Below are 16542 nucleotides of genomic sequence, written 5' to 3'. Positions count from 1 at the left end.
TGAGCGGAAGCCCCCTCTGTCAGCTTCGCTGACAGCTCCTCCCAAAGGGGAGCAACTTTGGCTCTAGTGCCGGAATACCCGGACCCCGGTGAACACCATGGCCATGCCGCGTTCGTCTGCGGCGTCGATCACCTTCTGGTCGCCGATGGAGCCGCCGGGCTGGATCACCGCGGTGCAGCCGGCGTCGGCCGCCTGGATCAGGCCATCAGGGAACGGGAAGAAGGCTTCCGAGGCGCAGGCCGACCCCTTCAGGTCGAGTCCGAAATCGGCGGCGCGCAGGGCGGCGATCCGGGCGGAGTCCTTGCGGTTCATCTGGCCTGCGCCGACGCCGAGGGTCTGGCCGTTCCTGGCGTAGACGATGGCGTTGGACTTCACGTGCTTGGCGACGGTGAAGGCGAACAGCATGTCGCGGATCTCCGCTTCCGTCGGCGCGCGCTTGGTGACCACCTTGAGGTCGGCGGCCGTCAGCCGGGCATTGTCGCGCCCCTGAACGAGGAAGCCGCCGGCCACCGACTTGAAATTGAGTCCGCTCGACAGCGGGTCGGGCAGGCCGTCGGTGGTGAGCAGCCGGACGTTCTTCTTCCTGGCGAACAGGGCCAGCGCGTCCTCGGCGACGCCAGGCGCGATCACCACTTCGGTGAGCAGCTTCAGGATCTCTTCGGTCGTGGCGGCGTCGAGCTTGCGGTTCAGCGCGATGATGCCGCCGAAGGCGCTCACCGGATCGCAGGCCAGCGCCCGCTCATAGGCCTGGAGGACCGTCGCGCCCGTGGCCAGGCCGCAGGGGTTGGCGTGCTTGATGATCGCGCAGGCGGGGCCGTCCTCAGGCGCGAACTCGGCGATCAGCTCGAAGGCCGCGTCGGTGTCGTTGATGTTGTTGTAGCTGAGCTCCTTGCCCTGCCACTGTCTGGCCGTCGCCACGCCGGTGCGCGGGTTGGCGAAACGGTAGAAGGCCGCGGCCTGATGCGGGTTTTCGCCGTAGCGCATGGTCTGGACCAGCTCTCCGGCGAAGGCGCGGCGCTTCGGCCACGCCTCGCCCACGGCGTCCGCGAACCAGGCGCTGATCGCCGCGTCATAGGCCGCCGTGCGGGCATAGGCGCGCGCCGCCAACTTCTTGCGCAGGTCGAGGCTGGTTGTCCCGTCGGCCTGCAGCTCGGCCAGCACTTCCTCCAGGTCGGCGAGTTCGGTGCAGACGGCGACATAGCCATGGTTCTTGGCTGCCGAGCGGATCATCGCCGGGCCGCCGATATCGATGTTCTCCACCGCCGTGGCGTAATCCGCGCCCCCGGCCACCGTGCTCTCGAAGGGATAGAGGTTCACATAGACCAGATCGATGCCGCCGATGGCGTGGTCGGCCATGGCCTTGGCGTGCTCCGGCGCGTCGCGGACGCCCAGCAGGCCTCCGTGCACGATCGGGTGCAGGGTCTTCACCCGCCCGTCCATCATCTCGGGGAAGCCGGTCAGGTCGGAAATGTCCTTCACCGGCAGGCCGGCGTCGGCGATGGCCTTGCGGGTGCCGCCGGTGGAGACTAACTCCACCCCGGCGGCGGCCAGCACGCGGGCGGCCTCGATCAGGCCGGTCTTGTCGGAGACCGACAGCAGGGCGCGCTTCAGCGGCGCGCGGTCGGGAGCGGGCGGAAAATCGGGAGCGGCGGGCACGGCATCCTCCTTGGGTTGAAGAGAAATGCCCAGGCGAGCGGCGCTATGGTCCTTTGCGCTCCCCGGTGGTCGCCCACCTCAGTTTCGCCAGTCACGCAAGGATGATCGGGGCTTAGGCCGACGCCGCCCCAGCGTCAACCGCCGCCGCCTCGCCGAGCTGATGCGCCGCGGACAGTTTCCAGCGAAGCTTGCCGCCCGCGTCCAGGCGGGCCTGGCCGCGCAGGACGATCTGCTGGCCGTGGCGGGTCACGCCGTCCTGGTGATGGACCGCGGGCTCCAGGGTCGCCTCCTGGGCGTCGCTGCGCAGCCACCAGCCGGTATCCTCTCCCTCGACCTTCAGGAGCACGCTGGTCTTGTCGCGGGCAATCAGCGCGCTGACCTGCGGGTGCAGATGGAAGCGCACCACGAAGGGCGCGAACCGGCGGCCGGCCGCTCCGCCGCGTTGGGTCAGCGGGACCAGGGCGTCCTCGCCGCGCAGTTCGTCGGCCTCGGGGTCCAGATAGAGACGGCGTTCGTGACGCAGGCCGAAGCGCCTAGCCCAGCCGTCGTGGCTGGCCTCCAGCCAGATCCCGCTTCGCGCCTGCTGGCGGTCGACGCCCGACACCTCATAGGCGCCGCGCAGGCGCGGACCGAGGGTCCGGGCCTGGAACCCCTGTATCGGCGCGCCGCAGGCGGCGTCGGACACCGAGGCCGTGGAGGCCGCATCCACCAGCCGCAGCGCCTGCGGCCCCGATGCGTCGGGCGACCAGCCGGATCCCACGATCAGCCGCCTGGCGCCAGCGAGCACCTCGATCGCCAGCGGCTGGGCGCAGGCCGCCTCGCTCCAGGCCCCTGCCGCGGGAGAGGCCGCGTCGGCAAGCACCTGCAGGGTCCGGGCCTCCAGCCGGTGATAGCCGCCGCGCACCGCCGGAACGGCGCGATCGATGGCCTCCTCCCCCACGCGGGCCGCGGCGACGTAAGGCGCGGTCGTCGCCTCGCCCCCCTGCAGGGCGGCGAGGCGGCCGTCGTTCAGGGTGAAGAACCGCACGGCGCCGCCCAGACGATCTAGGGCGCGCATCATCTCGTCTGGCGCGTGGACGCCGTGTTGCGCCAGTGCGTCGTCCAGGGTCTGCAGATCGAAGAACAGCTCCAGCGCCGCCTGAGGCGAGCGGCTGGCGTGGCCGCCATCCGGCAGCACAGTTCGCGGCAAGTCGTGCGCCAGGCGGTTCAGCGCCGCGCCCAACAGCACCTCGCCCGCCACACCGCCGAGGGCCGCGCCGGCGACGCCCGCGGCCGCCGCGCGCTCGGCCGCCCGAGCCGGACCCTCGCCAAGGCTCAGCAGATATCGGCCCTGGCGCGCCAGGTCGGCGGCGATCTGGTCGGCCTCGGCCTCAGAGGCGGGCGCCGACAGGGAGGCGATGGCGCAGGCGATGTTGAACACCCGCCGCTCCAGCACCTGCGAGTCCCAGGCGAACCGGTTCCAGCGGCCGAACAGCCGTCGCCAGGCGAGCGTCAGCCTCAAGGCCTCCCAGCCGCCGGGATCGCCGTGGGCGGTGAGGTCCTTCAGCCAGCCGAAGCGGTGCAGGGCCACGGCGAAGCGCCGGCTGGGCGCCGCCCGGTCCCAGGGGTCGCCGCGCGGACCCACGGCCAGGGTCTCGCCGCCGAACACGAAGCCGCCGGCCAGGATGCGGCGCCCGGCCTCTTCGTCGGCGGGGCGCAGGTCGCGCGGCTGGGCGGACAGGCCTTCCGGCTGCGGATGGCTGAGCAGCCATTGGTGGAGCCGCGAGGCGCGCCACTCCACGCCCGGCCGCCGCCACAGCGCCAGCGCCGCCGCGGCGAGCGGATAGCCGCCCGGGATGCGGTCGAGCGCCGAGCCGGGCAACGGCGGCCCTCGGCTCAGGCGCCGCCGCGCAAGGCGGCGATATTGGCGGCGTATTGGGGCGGGCCGCCCTTGAACACCGCCGTGCCGGCCACCAGGGCCGTGGCGCCGGCCTCGACGCAGAGCCTGGCTGTCTCCGGGTTCACCCCGCCGTCCACCTCCAGCGAGATGTCGCGGCCCGTCGCGTCGATCATCTCGCGGATCGCCGCGATCTTGGCGAGCTGCGAAGGCATGAAGGTCTGGCCGCCGAAGCCGGGATTGATCGACATCACCAGCACATGGTCGACATCGTCCATCATCCACTGGATGACGCTCGGATCGGTCGAGGGATTGAACACCACGCCGGCCTTGGCCCCGATCGAACGGATGTGCCTCAGCGAACGATTGAGGTGCGGCCCGGCCTCCGGATGGATGCTGATCATGTCAGCGCCCGCCGCTCGGAACGCATCCAGATAGGGGTCGGCCGGGGCGATCATCAGATGTACGTCCATCGGGATGGTCACGTGGGGGCGCAGCGCCTTCACCACATCCGGCCCGATGGTGATGTTCGGCACGAAATGGCCGTCCATCACGTCGACATGGAGCCAGTCGGCGCCAGCGTCCTGCACCGCACGAGCCTCCTCGCCCAGGCGCGCGAAATCCGCCGACAGGATCGAGGGCGCGATGATGGGAACGGTGCGGGACATGGCGTCCGCATAACGCGATGCGGCGTTTGGGGCCAGAGGCTGGGCGCGGCCTCAGGCCTTCCGGAACCGCGCCACGTAGAAGCCGTCCAGCCCGCCCTCGATGTGATGCGGCAGAATGCGCAGTGTCCCGTCCGGCCGGACGCTGGGCGCCGGCGCTCCACCCTCGCCCGCGGCGATCGGATCGAGCGCCATGCCCGGCGTTCTGCCCAGGAAGGCCGCGACCTGGCCCTCGCCCTCTTCCGGCTCCAGGGAGCAGACGCAATAGACGAGCCGTCCGCCGCTCTTCAGCCGGCGCGCGGCGGCGTCGAGCAGCTTGGACTGCACGGCGGCCAGGCCCGCGACGTCGCTGGGCTTGGCGGCCCACAGCACGTCCGGGTGGCGCCGGAAGGTTCCGGTGGCCGAACAGGGCGCGTCGAGTAGCACCGCGTCGAACGTCCGCTTGTCGGGCAAGGTCGCCGCGTCTGCGGCGATGGTCTCGGCGGTCAGGCCCAACCGTGCCAGGTTCTCAGCGACGCGCTTCAGTCGCGCGGGCGAGCGGTCGACAGCCACGACCTGCGCCCCAGTCGCGGCGAGCTGCATGGTTTTGCCGCCCGGCGCGGCGCACATGTCGAGGGCGGTCTGGCTCGGCTTCGCGTCCAGCAGGCGCGCGGGGATCGCCGCGGCGGCGTCCTGCACCCACCAGCCGCCCTCGGCGAAGCCCGGCCAGGTCGCAACATCACCGCGCCGTTCGGTGCGTAGGGAGCCGCCTGGCAGAGCCACCGCCTCCAGCTCGGCGGCGAGGGCCTCGGCCTGGGCTGGATCCTTCAGCGACAGGTCGGTCGCCGGCTCCTCGGCGATCATGGCCGCGACCTTCAGCGCCTCGCCGGCGCCGAAGGCGGCGCGCCAGCGGGCGTAGAGCCAGCTGGGCGCCAGCAGCTCTGGATCGTCCAGCCGCGGCGGCTCGCGCAACAGGCCGCGGAGCACCGCGTTCACCAGGCCCTTGAACATCGCCAGACCCTTGTCCTGGGCCACCAGGTCCACCGAGGTGCCGACGGCGGCGTGAGCCGGGGTCATCAGCACGAAGGCCTGGGCGACGCCGAGCCTCAGGATCTGCACCACCTTGTCTGGCGGCGCCTTCTTCACCCGGGCCTGCAGGGCCGCGTCGATCGGGCCGAGGTGGCGCAGCGTCGCCATCACCAGGGCGCGGGCGAAGGCGCGGTCGCGGCCGGTGAGCGCGGCGAGCGTCGGGTGGCTAAGGCCCTCGTCCATGCCCGCCCGGCCGCCGAGCGCCGCGGTCAAAAGGTCGAGGGCGGCGGCGCGGGCCGGCAGGCCGGCGGCGTCGTCGGGGGCGGAATGGATGGGAAGATCGGTCACGGCGCGCGGCGTGCCCGCTCTGGACCGGCAAGGCAAGCGGTTTGCGGACGGGGCTGCGAGGTCCTAGATCAGCGGGATGAACGAAGACGTCCCCAACGCCGCGCCGGACAAGCCGCTATCGCCCGCCGCCCGCCGCGCCCTGGAAGAGGCTGCTCAGCGTCACGCTGAGGCTCAGGCCGCCGCCGCAGCGAGCGCCGAACAGGGCGGCCCGAAAAGCCCCGAACCCACCCGCTTCGGCGACTGGGAACGCAAGGGCATCGCTGTCGACTTCTAGGCGCTACCCGGCTTGCGCCATCTCCGCGGCCACTCGTAACGCTGCGGCGTGCGGGTCGTTGGCGGCGGTGATCGGGCGGCCGCAGACGATGTGCGAGGCGCCGGCCTTCAGGGCGTCGAGAGGCGTGGCCGCGCGGGCCTGGTCGTTTTTGGCCGACCAGTCGGGGCGCACGCCGGGTGTCACCACCAGGAAATCGCGGCCTCCGATCGCGCGGGCCAGCGAGGCTTCGCGGGGGCTGGAGATCACCCCGTCGCAGCCCGCGGCGATGGCCTGGTGGACGCGACGCTCCACCAGGGCGCGGACGGTGGAGTCATAGCCGATTTCCGGCAGGTCCTCGTCCGACAGGCTGGTCAGCACGGTGACCGCCAGGATCTTCAGCGACGAGGCGCCGCGGCCGCGCACCGCCGAGGCCATCACCTGCGGCTCGCCGTGCACGGTGAGGAAATCGCAGCCCTGCTCGGCCAGCACGGCGGCGGCGCGCTGCACCGTTGTGCCGATGTCATGCAGCTTCCAGTCAATGAACACCTGCTTTCCCTGGCGCTTGAGCTCATGGGCCAGGGTCATGCCGTCGGTCGCGAAGAGCTCAAGGCCGACCTTGTAGAAGCTCACGGCGTCGCCAAGCGCGGCGACCGTGGCGCGGGCCTCGTCCACGCTGGGCACGTCCAGCGGCACGATCAGGCGGCGGTCAGCCTTCACAGGGACTTCCCCTTTTTCCAGGAGAGTGGGCGCGGCTTCAGCCATGGCGAAGGCTCCGGGCAAGGGGACGCGGGACCGAGGGGGTTCGGCGCACGCAGCGATTTGGGCTAAGACCCAGGGATGATCCATTGGGACTTCGCGGTCAACTTCTTCGTGGCTCTTTTCGCGCTGCTCGACCCCGTCGGCAACGTGCCGGTGTTTGTCGCCTCGACGGCGGGCGCCAGCGGGCGCGAGCGCGCGCAGATCGCCCTGGTGATCTCCTTGTTCGTCATGGGCTTCCTGACCCTGTTCTACTTCTCGGGCCTCAGCCTGCTGGCGTTTTTCGGCATCTCGCTGCCGGCCTTCCGCATCGCCGGGGGCGTGATCCTGTTCGTCCTGGGGCTGAAGATGCTGGGCGACGACTTCACCGCCGGCTTCGCGGACGTGGCCGCGAGCGCCGAGGACAGCCGCGCCTACGTTCGCCGCCGCGTCGAGCAGATGATCGTGCCCTTCGCCATGCCGCTGCTCATCGGGCCGGGCGCCATCTCCACGGTGATCATCTACGCCAGCCAGGCCAAGGAGTACGGCCTGCCGGGCGCGGCCCTGGGCGTGGGCGCCATCGCCGCCGTCTCGGCCGCCACCCTGCTGTCGTTCCTGGCGTCGCCCCTCGTCGGACGGCTCCTCGGCAAGATCGGGCTGTCGATCATCGTGCGCGTGCTGGGCCTGATCCTCTGCGCCATGGCCGTGCAGTTCCTGCTGGCCGGAATCGCCGCCTCGACGCACGGTTTGATCCGCCCTGAGGCGGCGGCGCCTTACGCGAAATGAGCGCGAGTTTCTCCCCGTCGGGGGAACTGGCAGCAAAGCTGTCTGAGGGGTCCTCCTAGGTTTGAGCGAAAGCACCCTCCGGCGCTTCGCGCCACCTCTCCCGAAGGGGAGGAGCCGCCCTACAGCTTCCTGAACCGCGAGCTTTGCGAGGCCATGAGCGCCAAGGCCCAGTCGTCCGGGATCAGCTTGGCGACCGCGGCGATCGTCTTGTTGGGCGCCCCAGGGACACAGATCGCGCGGTTGGCCTCCACGGCCTCGTAGCCGGCGGCGGCCACCTCATCGGCGCCCAGCCAGAGCCACGGCGGCGTCGACTGGGTGATCTGGGCCCGGGTGCCGGCGACGTCGTGGAACTCCGAGAAGGTGAAGCCTGGGCAGAGCGCGCTGACGTGCACCCCCTGCGCCTGGACCTCCAGGTGCAGGCTTTGCGAAAAGCGCACCAGGAAGGCCTTCACCGCGCCGTAGAGCGTATGCCCCGCCGCGCCGGGGACCAGGCCCGCCAGGGACGAGACATTGACGATCCGCCCGAACCGCCGGTGCAGCATGCCCGGCAACACCCGATGGGCTAGCTCCGCCGGCGCGGTCATCATCACCTGGATCACCGCGCGCTGGTCGTCCCAGCGTGTGTCGGCATAGGCGCCCGGCAAGCCATAACCGGCGTTGTTGATGAGCGCATCGACCGTGCGGCCGTGGGCGGTCAGAAAATCGAGGATCTGGCCCGGCGCCTCCGGCTCGGCCAGATCGGCGGTCACCGTCAGGGCCTCGACGCCGTAGCGAAGGGAAATCTCCTCGGCCAGCTTGTCCAGCCGGTCGGCGCGCCGCGCGGTCAGCGCCAGGTCATAGCCGTGGCTGGCCAGAATACGGGCGAAAGCCGCGCCTATGCCGGCCGAGGCGCCGGTCACCAGCGCCAATCTGCGATCCATCCCCGCCTCCGATTCCTGGATGCGAAACTAGGCCCCAGGCCAGGGCATTCAAGGAAAAGCGGCATGACTGCGGCGACACGCTGCGGCGCAACATTGAACGGGGTCTGGAATGGGTGTATCGCGCCCGCCGCGAGACGGCATCGGGCCGCCCAAGGGGATGTCGTTTCCGTCCCCGGAGAGACTGGATGGCTGATACGGCCGGCGGCGCCCGAGCGGCGTCCGAGGAGTCGCATCGCTCCGCGTTGAAAGAGAGTTTCTTCGCCCTGGCGCTCGGCTCCATGGGCGTGGTGTTCGGCGACATCGGGACCAGCCCGCTCTACGCCATGCGCGAAGCCCTGCGTCACACCCGGGCGACGGTCGACCCGTCCGTAGCTGTCTTGGGCGTCGTCTCGCTGGTCACCTGGGCGCTGCTGCTCATTGTGACGGTCAAATACGTCATCTTCCTGATGCGGGCCGACAACAAGGGCGAGGGCGGCACCCTGGCCCTGATGGCGCTGGCCCAGCGCATCGTGCCACGCAGGTCCGGCTGGGTGCTGCTGCTCGGCATGGCCGGGGCGGCGCTGTTCTACGGTGACGGGATCATCACGCCGGCCATGTCGGTGCTGTCGGCGGTGGAAGGGGTGCGCGACGCGCCCGGCGCGCCGCACGAGGTGGCCAAATTGGTGGTTCCGATCGCAGCTGGGATCCTAATCTGCCTGTTTCTGGTCCAGGCGAGGGGGACGGCCAGCGTGGCCAAGTTGTTCGGCCCGATCTGCGGGGTCTGGTTCCTCGTGCTGGCCGGGCTCGGAATCTACCACATCGCTGAAGACCCGACGGTCTTCCGGGCGCTGTCGCCGCACTATGGGATCATCTTCCTGATCGACAACGGGTTCCTGGGCTTCGTTATCCTGGGCAGCGTGTTCCTGGCGGTGACTGGAGCCGAGGCGCTCTACGCCGACATGGGCCACTTCGGGAAGGACCCGATCCGCGCCGCCTGGCTGGTTCTGGTGCTGCCGAGCCTGCTACTCAACTACCTGGGCCAGGGCGCGCTGGTGCTGCACCATCCCGGAGCCCACGTGGACCCGTTCTACCGGATGATACCGCAGGCGATCTATTGGCCGGTGCTGCTCTTGGCCAACCTCGCCACCATCATCGCCAGCCAGGCGGTGATCACCGGCGCCTTCTCGCTGACCCAGCAGGCGGTGCAACTCGGCCTCTTCCCGCGCATCTCGATCCTCAGGACGTCAGAGACCCAGGCCGGACAGATCTTCGTGCCGCAGGTGAACACCTTCCTGATGGTGGGCGTGCTGGTGCTGCTGTTCGTGTTCCAGAAATCGGAGAACCTGGCCGCCGCCTACGGCATCGCGGTGACCGGCGCGATGTTCGTCGACACCTTGCTGTTCTTCGTCATCGTCCGCTGGATGTGGAAGCGGCCACTGTGGCAGGCGATCCTGGCCGCGAGCGGCTTCGGCGTGCTGGACATCACCTTCATCTCCTCGAACCTCCTGAAGATCCCCGACGGCGCCTGGCTGCCGCTGGTCCTGGGCGCTTCGCTTGTGGTGGTGATGTGGACCTGGACCCGCGGGGCGCAGATCCTCACCGAGAAGACCCGCCGCGACAGCGTGCCCCTGCTGGAGCTGTCGGAAATCCTCAAGGCCCGCGCACCCTATCGCGCGCCCGGCACCGCGATCTTCCTGACCTCCGACGCCTCGATGGCCCCGGTGGCCCTCATGCACAACCTGAAGCACAACAAGGTGCTGCACGAGAAGAACATCATCCTGACCATCGAGACCACCGAGACCCCGCGGGTCGCCGAAGAGAACCGGGTGCGCATCGAGCCGGTGAACGACGATTTCAAAATCCTGATCATCTCCTACGGCTTCATGGAGAGCCCGAATCTGCCCAAGGCCCTGGCGCTCTGCCGCAAGCTGGGGCTGAAGTTCGACATCATGGCCACCAGCTTCTTCCTCGGCCGCCGTTCGGTGGTGCCCTCGGCGCAGTCCGGGATGCCCCTTTGGCAAGATAAGCTGTTCATCTTCCTGATGAAGAACGCCGCCAATCCCACCGACTTCTACAAGATCCCGCCCGGTCGCGTGGTCGAGCTCGGCACGCAGGTGACGGTCTAGGCCATGGCGTCGATCTCATCGCTGGACACCGTCCTGGCCTATGCGGGCGACGCGCTCTGGGTGATCGCGCTGGCTGTCATGTTCGCCGCGTCCCGCCACGCCTGGGGGCAGACCGCAGACCGTGAGAGGCTCGCCTTCCTGGGCGGCCAAGCGCCGCGCGCGGTGGCGCTGTGGCTGTTGCCCATGGCGACCTTTGCGGCCAGCCTGTGGCTGGTGCTGCAGGCGCGGGAGACGGATGGCGACCTGGCGGTGATCGTGTTCGGCGTGCGGGCGGTTTCCGCCGCACTGCTGGCGCTGTTGCACCTGCGATGGGTCGCCCAGGCGCTTAAGTCTTGAACCTGTCGCGGCTTGGCCTTTAAAGGCGCGCGACCTCTTCTTTCCTTCGATCTTCCAGGACCCGCCGCCGCCATGGCCGACAAGCCCATCAAGAAAATCGTACTCGCCTATTCCGGCGGCCTCGACTCCTCCACGATCGTCAAGTGGCTGCAGACCGAACTCGGCGCCGAGGTGGTGACCTTCACCGCCGACCTGGGCCAGGGCGAGGAGGTCGAACCGGCGCGCCAGAAGGCCATGACGCTGGGCGTCAAGCCGGAGAACGCCTTCGTCGAGGATGTGCGCGAGGAGTTCGTGCGCGACTACGTTTTCCCGATGTTCCGCGCCAACACCGTCTATGAGGGCCAGTACCTGCTAGGCACCTCCATCGCCCGGCCGCTCATCGCCAAGAAGCAGATCGAGATCGCGCGCAAGACCGGCGCCGACGCTGTCGCCCACGGCGCCACCGGCAAGGGCAACGACCAGGTCCGCTTCGAGCTCGCCTACTACGCCTTGGAGCCTGACATCCGCGTCGTGGCGCCCTGGCGCGAATGGAGCTTCAAGAGCCGCGAGGCCCTGCTCGACTTCGCCCAGAAGCACCAGATCCCGATCACCAAGGACAAGCGCGGCGAAGCGCCCTTCAGCGTCGACGCGAACCTCCTGCACTCCTCCTCCGAGGGCAAGGTGCTCGAGGACCCGGCCGTCGAGGCGCCGGAGTTCGTGCACATGCGCACGATCTCGCCCGAGGACGCCCCGGATAAGCCCACCGTCATCACCATGGACTTCGAGAAGGGCGATCCGGTCGCCATCGACGGGGTGAAGCTCTCGCCTGCCGCCCTGCTCACCAAGCTCAACGAACTGGGCCGCGACAACGGCGTCGGCCGCCTGGACCTTGTGGAAAACCGGTTCGTCGGCATGAAGTCGCGTGGCGTCTACGAGACCCCCGGCGGCACGATCCTGCTGGCGGCCCATCGGGGCATCGAATCGATCACCCTCGACCGCGGGGCCATGCACCTTAAGGACGAGCTGATGCCGAGGTACGCCTCGCTCATCTACAACGGCTTCTGGTTCGCGCCGGAGCGCGAGATGCTGCAAGCGGCCATCGACCTTTCCCAGCAGAAGGTCACCGGCCAGGTGCGGGTGAAGCTCTACAAGGGCAATGTCACCGTCATCGGCCGCACCAGCCCCTATTCGCTCTACGACCAGGAACTCGTGACCTTCGAGGAAGGCGCCGTGGCCTACGACCACCGCGACGCGGCGGGTTTCATCAAGCTCAATGCGCTGCGCCTGCGGGTCAACGCCCAGCGCGACAAGCGGACGAAGAGCTAGGTCGGGGGCTGAGCGTCCAGCCGATTGAACGGGTAGCGGTCCCGGATCTGGCTCTGGAAGAAACGGCCCCTGGAGTCGGCCTCGACGAAGGCGCGGCAAACCTCGCCCGGGACTCCGACATAGACGTACCGCTCGCCGTTGGCGAAGCGGATCAGCAGCTTGGTGCGGTCGGCGTCGTAGTCGATTTCGCTGATGGCGGCGGAGTCCACATTCATGGGCCGTCTCCCGGATGGTCGGAACCCTAAACGCTGCGGCGCGCGGAAGCGGTTCCCGGGGAACCCCGATACGTGGCAAGGTCCGGGCAAAGGCGAAGCTTCGTTCGCCGTATCGGGGGAAACCACATGATGATGGCGCACCGCTGGACCGCCCTGGTCAGCCTGCTCGCGCTCCTGGTCTATTTCTGGATGGGGATGCAGACCGCAGGAGCCCGGCGCAAATCGGGAATCGCCGCGCCGGCAATGACCGGCGACCCGCTGCTCGAGCGGACGATCAGAGCCCACTACAACACCCTGGAATGGCTGCCGATGTTCCTGGTGAGCCTGTGGCTGTTCGCCATCTACTGGAACGAGCTGGTGGCCGCCGGCCTCGGGGTCGTCTGGATCGTCGGACGGCTGATGTACGCCACCGGTTACATGACCGCCGCAGAGAAGCGCTCGACGGGCTTCCTCGTCCAGGCCCTGGCCGTGGCGATCCTGCTGTTCGGCGCTATCGGCCGCATCGTCTACAGCCTCGCCACCGGCGGCATGTGACAGCATGGTTGCCTGGCTGCACAATAGCGACGCCGGGCAACCACAGTTGCGACCAGGTGTTTTGCGATCATGCTTCGCATGACCGCAGGTTTCGAGGCGCAAGAATGAACCGGACCATCGTCGCGACAGCCACGGCGCTGCTGTTGCTCGCGGCGGGGCTCTCCGCCTGCGTCGGGCCAACGCCCTACCAGCCCTTCGTCAAGGGCTCGGCAAACGCCGGCGGCTATTCCGAAACGCGCATCGAGTCCAACCGCTGGCGGGTCAGCTTCTCCGGCAATGCGCTGACCTCCCGCGAGACCGTCGAGGGCTATCTGCTGTTCCGCGCCGCCGAGGTCACCCTGCAGAACGGCGACGACTGGTTCGCGATCGTCGACCGCCAGACCGACCGCAACGCGCGGACCTACGTCGATCCGGACCCGTTCTACCATCCCTGGTACGGCCCGGGCTTCGGCTACTGGCGGCCGTCCTGGCGCTACCGCGGGCGCGGCTTCGGCGGCTGGCAGACCTGGGACCCGCTCTACGGCGATCCCTTCTTCGCCGACCGCGTCGACACGGTGCAGAATTTCGAGGCCTCGGCCGAGATCATCACCCACAAGGGCGCCAAGCCCGCCGACGATCCGCGCGCTTTCGACGCCCACGCCGTGGTCGAGAACCTGAAGCCGAAGATCCAGTATCCGGCGGCGAAGTAAGCGCGCAGCGGCTTCTCCCGGCGAAAGCCGTGATCTAGAGCGCGAACCCCAGCGCCGCCACGGCCAGGCCGACGGCGCCAAGGCCGATCGAACCCAGCCAGAACGCCCTGCGCCGGGTGATGATCGCCACGGTGCAGATGGCGATGCCAATCTCCAGCAGGGTAGCGCCGGCGGTCAGCCAGTGGTGATGGTGCTCATGGGCCCGGCTCGCGCCCAGAAGCTTGTCGCGCTCGGCCTCGTTCTCCAGGGCTGTCTTCTTGACCTCAGCCTGCTTGGCGACCTGCTCTGTGGCGGTGTCGGCGTATTTCCCCGCCTTGGGACCGCCTGCGTCGGCGGCGATGCCGTAGATGTGCTTCTTGAGGCTATCGGCTTGGTACTCGTCCCAGGCGTCAGTGGCCTTGTCCTGGCTCAGCACGGCCTCGCTGGACGAGGTGATGGCCCCTCCGGCCTCGATGGTCTCGAGGCTGCCCACGGCCGCCGCCAGGACGGCCAGGATCGCGATGGTGATCGAGACCCGGTTGATGAAGGGGTCATGCTCATGCGCCGCATGCTCGGCGTGCTCGGCGTGTTCGTGGGCCTCAAGCGCGGGATCGTGGGTCATGGGAGCCTTCTTGCGGTCCAGCCTGGAATTGGCCGGTCCTAGGTACCCTAGCGCCGACCACGAAAAAACCCTGGCCGCGGATCGCGCGGGCCAGGGCTTTCGTCGTCCGTCCGGACCCGTGGGCCGGTCAGGGGCCTGCTAGGCGAGGGCCGCCTTGCGGCGCTTGGCGCGCAGCATGCCGCCCGCCAGGCCGAAGCCGGTGAGCATCAGCGCCCAGCTCGCCGGTTCCGGGACGATGCCCGCGAACCTGTCGAACTCGAAGGAGTTGCCGGTGGAGGTGAACTGGATCGACCTCACCGCGTCGGGGGTAAAGGTGTAGGTCACCGTGAAGCCTTCCGACTGGTTGCCGTCCCCGGGAGGCGAGCCGCCCCAGATGTCCACCCCGTTCAGGGTCTGGGAGGAGCCGTCAATGCCGGTGAAGGTGAAGGTCACGTGGTTATAGTCGTCCGGCGAGCCCATGTAGAAGCTGAACTGCTCCAGGCCCAGGTCGGAGGTCAGGGTCGCCGATCCGTTGTTGAGTACGGTTTCGTAGAAGGCGCCGGCTACGCCGTTGTCCAGGGGCGGCGGGGCGCTGACGCCCGGGTCCAGGCCAGCGACGCCGTCCCGGGTGTAGGCGTTGGCGTCCTGGGTGAAATGGAAGCCGGCCGCCAGGTCGGTGATCGTTCCGCCTTGCTGCGAGCCGACGCCGCTGATGTCAGCGCCGCCGGTGCTGTTGAAGTCGGTGATCAGGTGTTCGCCCGTCGGGATCGTATCGCCGGCGACAGCCGAAACGCTGACGACCTCCACAGCCGAGGCCGAACCCGCCATCGCCAGAAAACCCACCGCGGTCGCGGCGACCGCAAACAGCTTGATCTTCATCCGAAATCCCCAACGACACGCATCGCCTCAGAACGAGGTCGCCACAGTCACGCTATGCTTAATAGCGCGTTATCCGAACGTGGAGTCTTTTCCCCCTGCGCGCGAATATTTTTACGCCGTCTGCCAGACTCGCGCCGCCGGCGCTATTGGCCGGGGCGGAGTTGGTTGAAATCGTGCGGAAATTTGGAGCGGGCGAAGAGATTCGAACTCTCGACCCCAACCTTGGCAAGGTTGTGCTCTACCACTGAGCTACGCCCGCGCTCCTCGAGGCCCTAGACCGCCTCGAAAATCGAGAGGCGGCTTATGGCAGACGCCCCAACCCTTTGCAAGCGGCCCGGCGCGCCCTTTGCCGCGGCGAGTTGGCCCGCCCGCCTAGCGCCGCCAGGTCGGCTCCTTCAGGCGGCGCTTGTTGACGTGGTCCTCGCGGGCCGGCGCCACCTCCTCGGGGTACTCGCCCTTGAAGTAGTAGCGCTGCCAGGCCTCCTTGGTGGCCTCCGGGTCCTGACGGAAGATCCGCTGGTTGAACTCTGTGCGGTGCTTCTCCCAGACCCCGTACTGGTTGGCGAGCTCCGGGTTGGAATCGAGCCGTCTGATCACCGGCTGAATGTCGTGCAGGAACTTGTCCTGCAGCAGGGTGATGAAGCAGAAGGGCTCGCCCTTCTCGAAGCGTACGCGGCCGGGACGTGTGAACAGCCAGTTCATGGTGAAGGGGAACGGCAGCCAGTCGGTCTCAACTACGCCGGCCAGGGGCTGGATGCCGTCCTTTATGTGGTTCGGCGCGCCCATGGCCAGCATCGACCATCCGGGCGGCGTCTTGAACATGTAGCCGGTGTGCATGGTGATGACGCCATGGCTGAAGTGACTCTTGGCGAAGCGGCTCAGGTGCGGTTGCGGGTAGTCCGTCCAGATCCTGATGTCGTCCTGGTGGATGCCGCCGTTCCACTCGGCGTTGAAGGTCATCGGGCAGAGGATCTCCCAGCCCGAGGTGTTGGCCATGTTCATCGGCAGGCAGCGATAGGCGTGACGGGCGTGGAAATTGTCCATCCAGTCGCGGTTCTGGCGGCCGGGCACGATATCCGGCGGCGTCACGCCGGCCTCGACGGTGGGATAGCACTCCAGTTCCAGGGCGGGCATGTCTTCGAGGCGTCCTTTCGGGACCAGGCGTTTTCGAGAGCTAAAGCAGCGGGCCGCCGCCGCGTCCAGCCGAGCGCGCATGGAAAAGCCCCGGCCGCGAGGTGCGGGCCGGGGCTCGTCCGTCTCTGGAACGAAAGCCGCGCCGACGCGGCTTGCGGCGTTAGGCCGTGGCGGCGACCGGCTGGCGGCGGCGCTGGCCGCGCAGGACTGCGCCGGCCCCGCCGAAGCCAACGATCATCAGGCCCCAGGTGGCCGGTTCCGGCACGCCACCGGCGATTTCGCTGATCTCGAAGGAATTGGTGTCGGAGCTCAGCACCACCGAAGTCACCGGCTTGTCGAAGGTGAGCGTCAGACGGCCGTTGGAGTCGCCGTTCTGCTGATCGCCGTTCGACTGGCTGATGGTGTTGTCGGACACCCACTGGCCGCTCATCAGCGGCGCGGTGGTGCCATCGGCGTAGGTGAACGACAGCTTGTTATAGCCGTCCAGCGAACCGATGTAGAGGCTGACGGTGGTGAGG

At 68.7% G+C, this 16542-nt stretch carries 18 protein-coding genes, 1 tRNA gene and 1 riboswitch; of the genes, 7 read left to right on the top strand and 12 right to left on the bottom strand.

Annotated elements, in window-relative coordinates:
- Positions 1–63: 63 nt before the first annotated feature.
- The 4 genes from purH to E8A12_RS04895 form a co-directional block, all read right to left on the bottom strand.
- Positions 64–1656 carry a bifunctional phosphoribosylaminoimidazolecarboxamide formyltransferase/IMP cyclohydrolase gene (purH, locus tag E8A12_RS04910; protein ID WP_293366669.1) on the bottom strand — a complete coding sequence of 531 codons (1593 nt, stop codon included), beginning with the start codon at positions 1654–1656 and terminating at the stop codon, positions 64–66.
- A gap of 20 nt (positions 1657–1676) precedes the next feature.
- Positions 1677–1761, bottom strand: a riboswitch (ZMP/ZTP riboswitch).
- Between the two features lie 7 nt (positions 1762–1768).
- Positions 1769–3517 carry a heparinase II/III family protein gene (locus tag E8A12_RS04905; protein WP_293366668.1) on the bottom strand — a complete coding sequence of 583 codons (1749 nt, stop codon included), beginning with the start codon at positions 3515–3517 and terminating at the stop codon, positions 1769–1771.
- A 14-nt stretch (positions 3518–3531) separates the two neighbouring features.
- Complete coding sequence (gene rpe, locus E8A12_RS04900; protein WP_293366667.1) at positions 3532–4200, bottom strand: ribulose-phosphate 3-epimerase; 669 nt, start codon at positions 4198–4200, stop codon at positions 3532–3534.
- Between the two features lie 51 nt (positions 4201–4251).
- The gene (locus tag E8A12_RS04895; protein WP_293366665.1) at positions 4252–5553 is read right to left on the bottom strand and encodes an RsmB/NOP family class I SAM-dependent RNA methyltransferase; all 1302 of its coding nucleotides are present in this window, start codon (positions 5551–5553) and stop codon (positions 4252–4254) included.
- A gap of 76 nt (positions 5554–5629) precedes the next feature.
- On the opposite strand from E8A12_RS04895, the gene E8A12_RS04890 reads away from it, so the two are divergent.
- Positions 5630–5827: a DUF1674 domain-containing protein gene (locus E8A12_RS04890; protein WP_293366664.1), complete on the top strand. Its 198-nt coding sequence runs from the start codon at positions 5630–5632 to the stop codon at positions 5825–5827.
- 3 nt (positions 5828–5830) lie between these two features.
- On the opposite strand, the gene pyrF is transcribed toward E8A12_RS04890, so the two are convergent.
- Positions 5831–6523, bottom strand: coding sequence for an orotidine-5'-phosphate decarboxylase (gene pyrF, locus E8A12_RS04885; protein WP_293366684.1), 693 nt, complete (start codon positions 6521–6523; stop codon positions 5831–5833).
- Between the two features lie 120 nt (positions 6524–6643).
- On the opposite strand from pyrF, the gene E8A12_RS04880 reads away from it, so the two are divergent.
- A complete protein-coding gene (locus tag E8A12_RS04880) occupies positions 6644–7327 on the top strand; it encodes a MarC family protein (RefSeq protein ID WP_293366662.1) in 684 nt (227 codons plus the stop codon).
- Between the two features lie 119 nt (positions 7328–7446).
- On the opposite strand, the gene E8A12_RS04875 is transcribed toward E8A12_RS04880, so the two are convergent.
- Positions 7447–8247 (bottom strand): SDR family oxidoreductase, encoded by an 801-nt coding sequence (locus E8A12_RS04875; RefSeq protein ID WP_293366660.1) that lies wholly within the window; start codon positions 8245–8247, stop codon positions 7447–7449.
- 185 nt (positions 8248–8432) lie between these two features.
- Between E8A12_RS04875 and E8A12_RS04870 the strand changes: the two genes are divergently transcribed.
- The 3 genes from E8A12_RS04870 to E8A12_RS04860 all read left to right on the top strand — a co-directional run bounded on the left by E8A12_RS04870 (position 8433) and on the right by E8A12_RS04860 (position 11993).
- A complete protein-coding gene (locus tag E8A12_RS04870) occupies positions 8433–10352 on the top strand; it encodes a potassium transporter Kup (RefSeq protein ID WP_293366659.1) in 1920 nt (639 codons plus the stop codon).
- Between the two features lie 3 nt (positions 10353–10355).
- Positions 10356–10688, top strand: coding sequence for a hypothetical protein (locus E8A12_RS04865; protein ID WP_293366658.1), 333 nt, complete (start codon positions 10356–10358; stop codon positions 10686–10688).
- Between the two features lie 72 nt (positions 10689–10760).
- Positions 10761–11993, top strand: coding sequence for an argininosuccinate synthase (locus E8A12_RS04860; RefSeq protein ID WP_293366657.1), 1233 nt, complete (start codon positions 10761–10763; stop codon positions 11991–11993).
- Here the strand turns inward: E8A12_RS04860 and E8A12_RS04855 are convergent.
- Positions 11990–12208, bottom strand: coding sequence for a KTSC domain-containing protein (locus E8A12_RS04855; protein WP_293366655.1), 219 nt, complete (start codon positions 12206–12208; stop codon positions 11990–11992). The two genes, E8A12_RS04860 and E8A12_RS04855, sit on opposite strands and share 4 nt — an antisense overlap.
- A 126-nt stretch (positions 12209–12334) precedes the next feature.
- Here E8A12_RS04855 and E8A12_RS04850 point away from each other — a divergent pair, with 126 nt between their 5' ends.
- Positions 12335–12742, top strand: a complete 408-nt coding sequence (locus E8A12_RS04850; RefSeq protein WP_293366654.1) for an MAPEG family protein — start codon at positions 12335–12337, stop codon at positions 12740–12742.
- 104 nt (positions 12743–12846) lie between these two features.
- Positions 12847–13431: a hypothetical protein gene (locus E8A12_RS04845; protein ID WP_293366653.1), complete on the top strand. Its 585-nt coding sequence runs from the start codon at positions 12847–12849 to the stop codon at positions 13429–13431.
- Between the two features lie 34 nt (positions 13432–13465).
- On the opposite strand, the gene E8A12_RS04840 is transcribed toward E8A12_RS04845, so the two are convergent.
- From E8A12_RS04840 to E8A12_RS04820, 5 genes are all read right to left on the bottom strand, one after another.
- Positions 13466–14032, bottom strand: coding sequence for a DUF4337 family protein (locus E8A12_RS04840; protein ID WP_293366652.1), 567 nt, complete (start codon positions 14030–14032; stop codon positions 13466–13468).
- Between the two features lie 138 nt (positions 14033–14170).
- On the bottom strand, positions 14171–14890 hold the full coding sequence (locus E8A12_RS04835; RefSeq protein ID WP_293366650.1) for a PEPxxWA-CTERM sorting domain-containing protein: 720 nt from the start codon (positions 14888–14890) through the stop codon (positions 14171–14173).
- 184 nt (positions 14891–15074) lie between these two features.
- Positions 15075–15149, bottom strand: a tRNA-Gly gene (locus E8A12_RS04830).
- 113 nt (positions 15150–15262) lie between these two features.
- Positions 15263–16015 (bottom strand): DUF6065 family protein, encoded by a 753-nt coding sequence (locus tag E8A12_RS04825; protein WP_293366683.1) that lies wholly within the window; start codon positions 16013–16015, stop codon positions 15263–15265.
- A gap of 169 nt (positions 16016–16184) precedes the next feature.
- On the bottom strand, positions 16185–16542 hold a 358-nt coding region (locus E8A12_RS04820), incomplete at its 5' end, for a PEPxxWA-CTERM sorting domain-containing protein (RefSeq protein ID WP_293366649.1).

Source organism: Phenylobacterium sp., assembly GCF_004799395.1.
Classification (GTDB): domain Bacteria; phylum Pseudomonadota; class Alphaproteobacteria; order Caulobacterales; family Caulobacteraceae; genus Phenylobacterium.
This window is presented reverse-complemented; position numbering and strand designations above follow the sequence as displayed.